General features: G+C 38.0%; 12 protein-coding genes and 1 pseudogene. 10 read left to right on the top strand and 3 right to left on the bottom strand.

What is annotated here, in order from left to right; genetic code table 11:
* Positions 1 to 161 precede the first annotated feature (161 nt).
* A complete protein-coding gene (gene aguB, locus NAG76_04965) occupies positions 162 to 1,043 on the top strand; it encodes an N-carbamoylputrescine amidase (GenBank protein URN95596.1) in 882 nt (293 codons plus the stop codon).
* 152 nt (positions 1,044 to 1,195) lie between these two features.
* On the opposite strand, the gene NAG76_04960 is transcribed toward aguB, so the two are convergent.
* Positions 1,196 to 2,416, bottom strand: coding sequence for an AraC family transcriptional regulator (locus NAG76_04960; protein ID URN95595.1), 1,221 nt, complete (start codon positions 2,414 to 2,416; stop codon positions 1,196 to 1,198).
* A 193-nt stretch (positions 2,417 to 2,609) separates the two neighbouring features.
* Between NAG76_04960 and NAG76_04955 the strand changes: the two genes are divergently transcribed.
* Both NAG76_04955 and NAG76_04950 read left to right on the top strand, forming a co-directional pair.
* Positions 2,610 to 4,910 carry a beta galactosidase jelly roll domain-containing protein gene (locus NAG76_04955; protein ID URN95594.1) on the top strand — a complete coding sequence of 767 codons (2,301 nt, stop codon included), beginning with the start codon at positions 2,610 to 2,612 and terminating at the stop codon, positions 4,908 to 4,910.
* 121 nt (positions 4,911 to 5,031) lie between these two features.
* Complete coding sequence (locus tag NAG76_04950; protein ID URN95593.1) at positions 5,032 to 6,447, top strand: glycoside-pentoside-hexuronide (GPH):cation symporter; 1,416 nt, start codon at positions 5,032 to 5,034, stop codon at positions 6,445 to 6,447.
* A 150-nt stretch (positions 6,448 to 6,597) separates the two neighbouring features.
* On the opposite strand, the gene NAG76_04945 is transcribed toward NAG76_04950, so the two are convergent.
* On the bottom strand, positions 6,598 to 7,185 hold the full coding sequence (locus NAG76_04945) for an NAD(P)H-dependent oxidoreductase (protein URN95592.1): 588 nt from the start codon (positions 7,183 to 7,185) through the stop codon (positions 6,598 to 6,600).
* Between the two features lie 122 nt (positions 7,186 to 7,307).
* On the opposite strand from NAG76_04945, the gene NAG76_04940 reads away from it, so the two are divergent.
* Positions 7,308 to 7,739: a MarR family transcriptional regulator gene (locus NAG76_04940; GenBank protein ID URN95591.1), complete on the top strand. Its 432-nt coding sequence runs from the start codon at positions 7,308 to 7,310 to the stop codon at positions 7,737 to 7,739.
* Positions 7,740 to 7,878: 139 nt separating this feature from the next.
* Here NAG76_04940 and NAG76_04935 read toward each other — a convergent pair whose 3' ends face one another.
* Positions 7,879 to 8,448, bottom strand: coding sequence for a DoxX family protein (locus NAG76_04935; GenBank protein URN95590.1), 570 nt, complete (start codon positions 8,446 to 8,448; stop codon positions 7,879 to 7,881).
* A gap of 197 nt (positions 8,449 to 8,645) precedes the next feature.
* On the opposite strand from NAG76_04935, the gene NAG76_04930 reads away from it, so the two are divergent.
* The 6 genes and pseudogenes from NAG76_04930 to NAG76_04905 all read left to right on the top strand — a co-directional run bounded on the left by NAG76_04930 (position 8,646) and on the right by NAG76_04905 (position 12,799).
* Complete coding sequence (locus tag NAG76_04930) at positions 8,646 to 9,323, top strand: HNH endonuclease (protein URN95589.1); 678 nt, start codon at positions 8,646 to 8,648, stop codon at positions 9,321 to 9,323.
* 157 nt (positions 9,324 to 9,480) lie between these two features.
* Positions 9,481 to 10,476, top strand: coding sequence for an iron ABC transporter permease (locus tag NAG76_04925; protein ID URN95588.1), 996 nt, complete (start codon positions 9,481 to 9,483; stop codon positions 10,474 to 10,476).
* A gap of 2 nt (positions 10,477 to 10,478) precedes the next feature.
* Positions 10,479 to 11,249, top strand: a pseudogene (locus tag NAG76_04920) (ABC transporter ATP-binding protein).
* An 87-nt stretch (positions 11,250 to 11,336) separates the two neighbouring features.
* Positions 11,337 to 11,807: a pyridoxamine 5'-phosphate oxidase family protein gene (locus NAG76_04915; GenBank protein ID URN96769.1), complete on the top strand. Its 471-nt coding sequence runs from the start codon at positions 11,337 to 11,339 to the stop codon at positions 11,805 to 11,807.
* Positions 11,808 to 11,868: 61 nt separating this feature from the next.
* Positions 11,869 to 12,315, top strand: coding sequence for a DinB family protein (locus NAG76_04910; protein ID URN95587.1), 447 nt, complete (start codon positions 11,869 to 11,871; stop codon positions 12,313 to 12,315).
* Positions 12,316 to 12,529: 214 nt separating this feature from the next.
* Positions 12,530 to 12,799 carry a translation initiation factor 2 gene (locus NAG76_04905; GenBank protein URN95586.1) on the top strand — a complete coding sequence of 90 codons (270 nt, stop codon included), beginning with the start codon at positions 12,530 to 12,532 and terminating at the stop codon, positions 12,797 to 12,799.
* Positions 12,800 to 12,949 lie beyond the last annotated feature (150 nt).

Below are 12,949 nucleotides of genomic sequence, written 5' to 3'. Positions count from 1 at the left end.
CTGACTACCGAACATTCGAGGAAGATCTTTGACCGCATGTGAGGACGCTGCGCTGCTCACTTAGTTGGCTTTATGCCAACTTTGCTGGGATTGCGTTGTTGTTTTGATATTATGCTTAGATGGATATAGAAAATATATAACAAATGGATAGGAGAATTGCTATGAGAAATGTGAAAATTGCGGCTACGCAGATGAGCTGTGAGGCTACTCGTGAAGAGAATATTGCGAAGGCGGATCGCTTTGTGCGTGAAGCAGCAGCACAAGGTGCGCAAATTATTTTACTTCAGGAGCTGTTTGAGACTTATTATTTCTGTCAGAAGGAAAAAGCAGAGTATTATGCTTATGCAACGGAACTGACGAAAAATCCTGCGATTTTGCACTTCCAACAAGTAGCAAAAGAGCTACAAGTTGTATTGCCAATTAGCTACTATGAGAAGAAGAATAATGCTCGCTATAACTCTGTAGTCATTATTGATGCTGATGGAGAGATTCTAGGTCAATATCGTAAGAGTCATATTCCTGATGGACCAGGCTATGAAGAGAAATTCTATTTCAATCCAGGTGATACAGGATTTAAAGTATGGGATACGAAGTATGCGAAGATTGGAGTCGGCATTTGCTGGGATCAATGGTACCCTGAAGCAGCACGTTGTATGGCTTTGATGGGTGCGGAAATTCTATTCTACCCTACAGCAATCGGATCTGAACCACAAGATGGTGACATTGATTCTAAAGATCACTGGCAAGTATGTATGCTTGGACATGCAGGTTCTAATCTAGTTCCTGTCGTAGCCTCTAACCGTATTGGCGTGGAAAGTGATGAAGACTCTTCCATTACCTTCTATGGATCTTCCTTTATCGCAGGTCCACAAGGTAATAAAGTGGCGGAAGCGGGTCGATTCGAGGAAACGGTGCTTGTTGCAGAATTTGATCTTGATCAAATTGAAACGATGCGTATTGAATGGGGTGTTTTCCGTGATCGTAGACCGGATCTATACAAGGTTATTGGTACCTATGACGGAGAGCAAACATTTTTGAAATAGTTAATTATTTAGGAGCAAGCTACCAGTAGATATAGTTACTGAGAGCTTGCTCCATTTATATTAAAGGTAAAAAGTAAGTTCCGCAGTTAAGCTGTCTCATCGGTATTAAGCCGGAGGGTCAGTTTTTTTGAATTTACTCATATTTTCTGAACTTAAAGCGGATTTTTTGCGAACTCTCTAGGTGTTTGTGAAGTGAACTTTTTGAATACTCTACCGAAATAATTGAGGTCATTATATCCAACCATAAGCGCGATTTCAGTTATTGGTATCGTTCCTGTCAATAAGTATTGTTTAGCCTCTTCGACACGTTTCTGGTTGATAAAATCTATAATAGTCTGATTCGTTTCTTGCAAAAATTTTCGAGAGAGATGTGATGGATTCACATGCAGTTCCGAGGCAATGCCTTGAAGCGATAATTCTCTTTCCAAATTAAATTGAATATATGCAACCGCTTGTTTAACAAGTGGCCCATATTTAGAAGTTGAGTATGTGTTCACTGCACCGCAATATTCCTCAAGAATAATTAATCTAAGTTTATTCAAATGGGGAAGATTAGGAGCACGTTCGATCATAATAGAAAATTTTTCAGAAATGTGATGAATGTAGACAGGGTGAAGTCCACCACGCTCGGCTGCTATTCGACATAAGGTGTTCAAGGTAAAATAAATATTTTTTGCGGAACGGAGCGGACTCTCAGGGATACGATCGGGCATGACGAATATATTCACAGTTCGTTTCATTAGATCCCGTAATTTATTTAAGTCACCATTCTCAATAAGATGCATAAGTTGTTTCTCAAGCTTGTATCTCATTTCAATAATCGTTTGAAGTTCCTCAATATTTTCTTTTAATTGTTCTTTATCCAACTTTGCTGTAATGATCTCTGACGTGATAAGCTGTGCCTCTATCAGGGGATGCATTGAGAGTTGGACGAGAAGGTTACCAATATGATCAGAGTCACTACTACTTATCATATGAAGCGAAGTATAGAATGCTTCTAGATGATTACGTTCGCTAATTGGAAGGTTGTTGACGATGATGATTTGACTAATCCAATCAGAGCTTGGGACATTAGACAGAAATGGTCCTACGAGCAAATAACCAAGTAGCTTTTCCTCTCGCCAATAGCCAACGGCAATGTATTCAAGACCATACGTATTGGTGTAATAGTAATAACTTTGAGGGGGATTTACCTGTATTAATTCTGCAATTGTACTATATGTTTCGACCTGATGTTGAATGGCAATGGGTAAGGAATGCTCAACAAGTTGGAAATGAGCGACCCCATCGAGTCCAATAAACCGTGTATCCTGCTTAGTTACGGAATGAATAAGTGTACATGTTGTGTGAAAATCTTCATATAGATTATCCATTTGAGAAGTCACATCCCTGATATAGATTTCTGTAAATTAATAATATTAAAGCAATTTTTTTTTGAAGATGCAAGTTTTGTGCGAATCGAGTCAAATGCGTGCGATTATAATTGAGAAATTTGAATTATAATGTTAAATGTAATCGCTTACAAAAACAAGGGTTTTATTAATATAGAATACGGAGGGAAATAAAATGAGAACAATCAAAAGTTTGAACCATGACTGGAAATTTCTAAAACAAAATGATGAGTTAGCACAAAATACACAATATGATGATTCCAATTGGGAACAGGTAAATGTTCCTCACACATGGAATGCAGTTGACGGAGCTAATGGTTATGATTTCTTTAAAGGTGCTTGTTGGTACCGGAAGTCATTCAGAGTAGATACACTAGTACAAGGAAATAAAGTATTTATAGAATTTGAAGGATCGAACAGCATTACAGATGTCTATGTGAATGGACAACATTTGGGGCAGCATAGAGGTGGATACTCCACATTCCGATTTGATATTACTGATGTCGTGCAATTTGGAAATTCTAATACATTGGCTGTAAAAGTAGATAATACGGTAGTTGATGATGTGTATCCGCAGATGGCAGATTTCACATTTTTCGGTGGTATTTATCGTAATGTAAACCTAGTAGTTGTAAATAATATGCACTTTGATCTAATGGATTATGGCTCACAGGGTGTTTACATCCAACAAGATAAAGTGACGGATGAGTTAGCATCACTTACGGTGAGATCTAATGTTGTTAATGATAGCGTGGAAGATCAGAAAGTTCGCTTATGGGCAGACATTGTAGATGCAAGTGGTAAAATAGTCGCTTATGCAGCTAAGGAAGTTATGATTCAAGCTGGCGCTACAGAGATCGTAGAAATGCCAGTTAGCATTAACAATCCAACATTGTGGAACGGCAAGAAAAATCCATACATGTACAAAGCTAATGTTTCATTAACTAGCTTCAACGATACGGTAGATTATTTATCGATACCTGTTGGTATTCGTTACTTCCATGTTGATTCGGAGCAGGGATTTTTCCTAAATGGTAAGCATCTTGCACTTAATGGTGTGTCACGTCATCAGGATCGTAAAGATATGGGCTGGGCAATTACACCTCAAGAGCAAGAAGAGGATATGGCATTGATCAAGGAAGTAGGGGCTACATCAATTAGGTTAGCTCACTATCAACATAATCGTTACTTCTACGATCTATGCGATAGAGAAGGTATGGTTATATGGGCTGAAATACCATTCATCTCGGTCATGTCGAAAAACGAGCTAGAAGGAATTAACGCGAAGCAACAAATGACGGAACTTATTAGACAGAACTACAATCATCCATCCATTATGTTCTGGGGTATTCAGAATGAAATTCAAATCGGTGGTGAGACACCAGCGTTACGTAAGCTTGTATCTGAATTAAATGAACTAACGAAGAAAGAAGACCCAACTCGTTTATCAACGATGGCGAATGTTATGTTTGTTCCAGATGATGATGATTACAATACGGTAACGGATACGCTTGGTTATAACAAATATTATGGTTGGTATAACGGCGAAGCTCAAGATTTCGCAGGTTGGCTTGATGGCTTCCACGAAAAAAATCCTAATGTAAAACTAGGTATCTCAGAGTATGGTGCAGAGGGAATTATTCAATATCATACAAATGATCCTCAGGTAAAGGATTATACAGAGGAATATCATGCACTTTACCATGAAATCGTATGGGGAATATTCAAGAAACGTCCGTTCCTATGGTCCACTTATGTTTGGAATATGTTCGACTTCGGAGCTAACATTCGTGATGAAGGTGGCGTGAAAGGACGTAATAATAAAGGCTTAGTGACTTACGATCGCAAGATTAAGAAGGATGCTTTCTATATGTACAAGGCGAATTGGTCAGAAGAGAAATTTGTCCACATTACAAGCAAACGATTCGTTGATCGCGTAGATGAAACAATAGGTGTTAAAGTTTACTCTAATTGTAGCTCTGTAACTTTGTATGTAAATGGAGTGCAGCATTCTACAGTGGCAAGTGAGGATTGTGTGTTCCAATTTGACAATATCTCCTTACGCGATGGTCTTAACGAGATTACAGTACGTGCGGACCAAGAGGGCGCAACATATGAAGATACAGCTCATTTCAACAAAGTGAATGAAGCGAACAAGAGCTACGAGGCACCTGAAGCGAAGGGTGGAATTGTAGATAACTGGTTCGAAATGCCTGATACGACAGATGTTGTCGTTGAAGAATTAGTCATTACAGATGATGTGTACTCTACAAAGTGTACGATAGGAACAATTATGGAGAACGAAGAAGCGAAGGCAGTTGTTACAAAACATTTAGGTGATTTCACCCAACATCCTATGTTCCCTATGGCGCAAGGTTTCTCATTTGATATGCTTGCTACTATGGCTTCTGAGGTCTTCTCAGAAAAATTATTGTATATGCTCAATAAAGAATTAACTAAGATTAAAAAGAGTTAAGGTGAGTATAGTGACTATTAGTCTCTAATGTATGAAATGACACCGCGTAGGCTCTGATCAATGAGATGAATCAGAGCCTACAAATAAGCATATGCAATCAGGTCGTTGAGGAGGTCATATTATGAGTCAACCAGGGATATCAACAGGAAATCAAGTAAGCCACGAACAGGTAGTCATCAATCGAAAATTCGGTTTGCGTGACAAGTTAGGTTATATGTTCGGTGATCTAGGCAACGACTTCTTTTTTATTCTTGTAAGTTCATTTTTAATGGTGTACTACACCGATATTTTTAACATCAGTGCAGCAACAGTTGGTATATTGTTCTTAATTGCCCGGATTTGGGATGCGGTAGCTGATGTCACTTGGGGGAGATTTATCGACTCCAGGAGAGCAACTAAACACGGAAAGTTCAAACCGTGGATATTTAGAATGTCATTTCCGCTAGTACTATCAGGTGTACTAATGTTTGTGCATATACCAGGAATGAGCAATAATTTCTATCTTATTTATGCTTTTGTTACGTACCTTATCTGGGGTACATTGTATAGTACTGTTAACATCCCTTATGGTTCAATGGCATCAGTAATTACTGAAGACCCAGTTGAGCGTACAGCATTATCTACGTTTAGAACAATGGGTGCGATGATAGCTGGTATGCTAATTGGTGTGGTAGGTCCCTTAGTATTATTTGTGGATAATGAAGCAAATTCAAATCGTTTCTTAATAGCTGCCATCATATTTGGCATAATGTCATTAGCTAGCTATATGGCATGTTACAAGATGTCGACTGAGCGCAATGTTCCGGCTGCTGATGCTGCCATCGTGAAGACAAAGTTAAGTACGACTCTTAAAGGACTCATGAAGAACAAACCATTAATTTCTATTCTTTCCGTATCGCTTATCTTTATGATGCTCAATATGTTGTTAAGTGCAGTTAATGTGTATCTGTTCAAAAATTATTTCAGCAATGCATCCGCATTGAGTATTGCTGGTTTAGTCCAAGTCGTTAGTATTCTTATTGCGGTACCTTTAACAAAGCCATTAGTTAAACGTCTAGGAAAAAAAGAAACCGCTTCCATAGGAATGGTACTAGCTGCTATTGTATATTTGACGCTCTTCTTCCTGCCAGACCTATCTGCAATTAACTTTATCTTAATCTCGTCAATTGGTGCATTCGGCTTTGGATTTTTCAACATCGTCGTATGGGCTTTCGTAACAGATGTAATCGATTATCATGAGTATTTGACTGGTCTACGTGAAGATGGAACTGTGTACTCCGTTTATTCCTTTGCTCGTAAAGTAGGTCAAGCGATCGCTGGTGGTATTGGTGGATTTGCGATACAAGCTGTTGGTTATGAGTCCGGTAAAGCAGTTCAGACAGATCAAGCGTTACATGGAATATTCACACTAAGTACATTAGTACCTGCTATTGTGTTTACTATTTTGTTCTTCTTGCTAGTGTTCACTTATCCGCTGAACAAACAAAAAACGAATCAGCTTGTTACAGATCTAGCGAATAGAAGAAGTAAGAACTAAGAATAGCACTTACGACAGAAAAGTAGCTGAGATTCAAGAGTTTTGAAAACGAATACAAACAATGTAGAACAACCCCAATTTACTATACGGATTGGGGTTGTTCTACATTAAATAGAAAGTAAAGAGAGCAATAGTATTTTACTACTATGGTTAAACTCGTAGCGCTTGAAAATAACGATAGATCTGCTGCTGCTTTTGTTTATGTTTGCCATTTGGACTTTCAGAGAAGCCAAATTCAAAAAACTTCACTTTCTTAATACCAACAAAATTAAATAATGCTTTTCTCATTAAAACTTTATGAGAGTTATTCAACCATAGCAGTGGATAGAAAGTTGGACCTTTCATCGTCGAGATACAGACGACTGATTTCCCCTTAAGAAGCCCTTCCGCTAACCATCCTTTCGTATCACGATAGGCAAATTCTGAGGCAAACATCTGATCTATATATCCAAGTAACATTGCCGGTGGACGCCCCCACCAAATCGGATACACCATAACGATTTTATTCGCCCAAAGTATTTGTTCTCTATATTTCTCAAGGTTTGGATCTTTATGCATATCTCTTCTTCGATGCTGGGCATCAAAGAAAAGTACAGGATTAAACTTTTCTTCATATAGATCTAATACTCGAACTTCATTAATTAGAGCATTCTCCTTGGCACCTTTCATTACTTCCTCGAACAGCGAATAATTATAACTCTGATGATTCGGGTGAGTGTATATAACGAGCAAATTCATTACGATGCAACTCCTTTTAGTTATCAATTGATAAGTAAAATGTAGCACATGAACAAATTAGTTGTCAATTAATAATTGTTTTTTAATAACTAATTTGCTATGTTGTTATTAGAGGTGATCCAATGGACAAGTACGCATTATTTCAACAACTCATTCCGTTTATATCATCGGTGCATCAAATGTCGCATGATATGGCTAAGGATGTGAAGTCTGATTCTATTACGCCGGTACAATATAAAATTATGGAGTATCTAGCGGTAAGCCCACCTGCTTTACTTAGTGATATTAGTGATTGCATGAAAATGTCTATGCCGAATACTAGTCGTGAGCTGAAGAAATTAACAGAGCAACAGCTGGTTGAGAAAATTGTGGATGATAGCGATCGTCGTAAATACTATATCCATCTCACACAGCAAGGAACGAAGATGATGGATGAGGCTTTTGCACAAATATATTTGCAATTTAGTGAGAGGATTGCAGATCTTTCTGAGGCGGATTTAATTGCGGTCGAGGATGCCCTTCATACCCTCCAAACTAAAGTCTTTAATACTTAACTTTAACAGCTAATGGATATAGTTCGTTATCGATATACGAAAAAAAGAGATTTCTACGAGGGCTAAGTACCTCACAGAAATCTCTTTTTATAATGTATATAACGCGTTACCGTTCAATTAGTTCAAGTAATAATAAGTTTTACGCTTCGACAGTAGTTTCGCTAGCATCTTCTTTTTTCTTTTTTCCAGACCATGGTGTACCAAGTAATGGTAATGCCCAACGGTCAAGACCATACCAACCAGCGTTTTTCCAAGCTAATACTAACCAAGTTGCAAGAATGAATAATACAGGGTTAGAACTCACTGTACCCGCTAATAGGAAGCTTACGTTCATTAGACCACCACAGAATGCAGCGATACCAGTAAGTAGACCAACGATTAGACCAAGACCGATAAGAACTTCACCGAAAGCTACCATGTAAGAAAACACTTTCGCATTTGGAATAACTACATTCTCTACGAATGTTGCATACCAAGAAGTTACGTCTTTTCCTTCTTCAGCTTTAGCTAATACTCCGCCCATAAATCCTTTAATGGCAGTACCAGCATTTTCGCCAACCCAAGCGTCATTATTAATTTTACCCCAACCTGCTGTGATCCAAGAATAACCAACATAAAGTCTAACGACTAACCAGAACCAAGCAGCTTGTGTACTACTGAATAGAAAACGAGATACTGGATTTTCAGGAATGATAACAGCTTTACTCATTATAATCTCCTCCATGAACCGTTGTTATTGTTCAATTTCTTAATAAGTATACTATAATAGAGTAAGGTTTATACAGGAAGTGACTTTTCTCACAATTGTGGAAAAATTATGGGAAGTTTGTTGTTTTGATTAATGAAATGTCTGTACATATTTGTGTTATAATTTCTATATCATCAATCGGATGGAAGGTTAATGCTATGGTTGAAACAAATAAGAAGTACTGTATAAGCTGTGGTCAAGAGAAGCCGATTAGTGATTTCTTGAGGCGGACAGGTCGCCGAGAAAGTCAGAATAGTCGACGTGGAACATGTAAGCGTTGCAGACAAGCTGGAACTTCGTTGGCGGGTCGTGGACAAGTTGCCGAGACACTATCGTTCTCAGTTCCTCATAATACTGGGAGAGCTAAATGGACAAGGAAGAAAAGACAGCCAGCTTCTTACCATCGTCAATCACCGAATAGTGAGAATAGTATTGTTCGTGCTGATGATATTAGACCAACTTCCCGTGGTGTTGTAAGGATGCGTGGAAGATCAGATACAGGTCGTAGATGGTATGAAGAAATTGATCCGCAGCAAGCTAAAGTACTAGTTAAAGAAGGGGCAGCGATTATCATTAATCCATACACGATTCGTATGGTCTATAGTAACAAAGAATTTCGAAGGTTTATTTTGATGAGAGATCATCTGACTTGTCATTATTGCGGTGAAAGCGGAGATACGATCGATCATCTATTACCACGTGCCAAAGGTGGTTATACGACTCCTGCTAATTGCGTATGTGCATGTCTTACCTGCAATCAGCAGAAGGGAAATCTTACAACGGAACAATTTATGAATTACTTATTTATGCAATCTAAAGATACTGTCGAAGTTTGACTCTACTAACATTTGTTGATTAACAATGTGATGTAGAGTCTTTTTTTATTATAAAAACATACATATATATTGATAATAATTATCAATATCGCTATAATTGGTTGGAAAGCTCATTTGTAGCTGAAATTCATGATAGGCAATAGGAGGTGCACAGGTAGTGTCTGAGGGATCGACAAGAAAGAAGTCAGCTATGATTGGAATCGCAGGTGTCGTACTGGTCCTCTCTGCACTTTTTGCTATTGGTATAGGCAGTGTTAGCGTTAATCCTATTGTTACCCTGCAAACCTTGCTTGGAAATGGTGACGATACTAGTTCTGTTATTTTATGGGACATTCGTATACCACGAGTTATACTAGCATTAATTGTAGGAGCAAATCTAGCAATTTCAGGTGCACTTTTGCAAGCTGTTGTACAAAATCCTTTGGCAGATCCAGGAGTTACTGGTGTATCAAGTGGAGCAGCCACCGCTGCACTATTTATTATGCTAGTTATGCCACAATCAAGTATGTTGGTTCCTGTAGGAGCAATTGCAGGAGGATTGATTGCTGCCGCTATGGTGTATGCAATGGCATGGCAACGTTCTATAGGCTTCCAGCCTGTAAGAATCATTTTGTCAGGTGTCGCAGTTAATGCAATATTTGGTGGGTTAATGGGTTTACTACAATTACTTTATAGTGATCGACTACCTGCTGCTGTTCAATGGATGAATGGTAGTTTAGCAGGAAAAGACATTGGTGATGTGTGGTTTATCTTACCTTATTCGATTGCAGGATGGATTTTTGCGCTATTATGTATACGCAAAATTAATATACTACGTCTAGGTGAACAGACAGCGCATAATTTGGGACAGAATATGAATCGTGTTCGTTTAATTCTATCGGTATTAGCTGTATTTCTCGCAGCAATTTCTGTATCAATGGTAGGGTTAGTAGGATTTGTAGGTCTGGTTGTTCCCCATATTTCACGATTGTTGATTGGCTCAGACTTTAGATTTAGCTTGCCATTTAGTATTTTACTAGGTGCAATTATGCTCCTTATTGCAGATATGATTGGTCGTTCTTTATTTGGAGCGATTCAGATCCCTGCAGGTATTGTTATGGCGATGATTGGCGGTCCATACTTCTTGTATCTTATGCGGAAGGGTGGAGCGTAGATATGCTATCGATTAAAGATATTGCTATCAATTATTCGGATAAACAGATTATTAAAAATGTATCTTTACAAGTGAACGACGGCGAAATAGTTTCGATTATTGGTCCAAATGGAACAGGTAAATCTACAATTCTTAAAGCAATTTCTAAGCGAATTAATGTAGCAAGTGGCGAGATTATGTTAGATCATCAAGCATTAACCGATATGTCAATTAAAGATATATCTAAATTAATGTGTATGGTATCGCAATCTAACACAAGTCCTCAGGATATGACGGTTGGCGAGTTAGTTAGCTATGGACGTTTGCCTTATAAGAAATGGTATGAACGGATGACTACAGAGGATACTGACATTGTTCAGTGGGCACTTGAGCAAACTCATATGGAAAAGTATCGCGATAGATTAGTGTATCGCTTATCTGGTGGTGAGGCGCAGCGCGCATGGATTGCGATGGCATTGGCACAAAAGCCTCGTATTCTATTACTTGATGAACCGACCACTTATCTAGACATTGCTCATCAACTGGAAGTACTTGAGCTAGTGAAACGATTGAACGCTGAGTTAGGTATTACGGTAATCATGGTATTACATGACCTGAATCATGCTGTTTCGTACAGTGACCAAATTTGTGTCATTAACGAAGGTGTAGTAAAAGCGTATGGTGCTCCAAGCGAAATCATTACAACTGAATTAATTCGAGATGTATATGGTGTTGAATCTGAAATTGATTTATACAATCAAGTACCCCGAATTCATATTATAAAAAAAAGTAACGTGAGGAAGAGTGATAAAGTTATGATGAATATTAAACCGATGGATTTGAATGTATTGAAAGAGAACTACCAACAATTAGTGGGTGGAATGAAATCTATTTTCTTAAGCACAATTGGTCTAGATGGTAGTCCATTCTTATCTTATGCACCATTCGTTGAACATGAAGGTAAAGTATATATCTACCTTAGTCGTATAGCTGAGCATTATCAAAACATGGAAAACAACCCTGCTGTAGACGTTATGTTAGTTGCTGATGAATCTGCCACTAAAAACATTTTTGCTCGTGAGCGTGCTCGCTTTAAGGGTCAAGCTGCAAACGTTGGTAATGAAGGTTTTGAAGATGTATTCGCGAAATTCGAAGAGAAATTTGGTGCTCCAACATTCAAAATGCTTCGTACATTAGACTTCTCATTATTCGAACTTACACTAGCTAATGGCCGTTATGTTATTGGTTTTGGTCAAGCGTTCGATGTTGACTTTGCAGGCGAACATTTCGATCATGTTAACCGTGATGCACATGGTCAAGATGTTAAACCTGGAAAACCTGAAAGTAAATAATTAATTTTCAGTTCGGGTAATAGTCATCTATTAATATGTAAACCGCTGGAGGTACAGAAATATGAATACAGAAACAGTAATTGCAATGTGGAAGTCCTTACAAGGTCGTTTCCACAAGATGGTTAAGGAATTGCCGCAAGAATCTCTTTCATTGTCGATTGGTCCTGCTTCCGTAGGTCATATGATCAGACATAGTGCTGAAGTTGAATTTGTATATGCAGAATGGGTATTCGGAACGCCGAAACCTGCTGATCTTGAATATCACACATTACGTGGTCCCGGTAATTCTGCAGTCGAATTCGATAATGTAGATGAGCTAGTCGCTTTGCTTGAGGCATCTAACGCTATAATTATTGCCGCTATGAAGGCATTACCAGAAGAAGATTGGAATAAAGAAGTGAAAACGCCTCGTGGAACATTCTCTCCACTAGATGCAATTTCTCAACTAATGTACCATACTGGTATTCACGCAGGTCAAATTTCACTAATGCAAAAGCACGCACAATAAGAACTTATACTATTTAATAAAATACAGGAGCGATCAAACTATCATTTTTTCGGAAATGACTACTTTGATCGCTCTTTTTTGTTATGAAAAATTGATATTGGGGATTTTTAATGATATATATTTCCTCCCGAAAATGCTCTATACTCATTAAACTGTTATTTAGGATAATCACAATTCATCCTATAGGCATAAAATAGGTAAGGGAGGATTAGCGATGAATAATAAAAAAAATAAACAAACAGAACAAAATAGTGATGCAGAAGACAGATACATTGCGAAACTTGCCTTTTTGGGAGGGACACTTGCTACAATAGGTGATGGAATTGCTGCTGTTGCTGCGGGTATGGCACTTCAACAATTTGACAAAGAAAAGAATCAAAGCTCTGATGATCAATCAGATTTAATCCAACAAATTGAGCAAATGCAAAAACAAATAGATCTGCTAACATATAAAATAGAAAAGATGGAGCGTAAGAAAAGGTGAATCTTCAAAAAAGAAATAATAGAAACGTTAACATTGTAATCCGCTCTAATTTGGAGTGGATTTTTTGTTTTATTTACAGTTAGATAAATATAGGTATAAACGTTATTTTAATTATCCCAATTCATTGAACGAAATGAATGACTAGACAGT

Source organism: Candidatus Pristimantibacillus lignocellulolyticus (assembly GCA_023639215.1).
Lineage (GTDB): Bacteria > Bacillota > Bacilli > Paenibacillales > Paenibacillaceae > Pristimantibacillus > Pristimantibacillus lignocellulolyticus.
The sequence above is the reverse complement of the archived record's forward strand: the minus strand, read 5'-3'. Positions and strand labels throughout refer to the sequence as shown.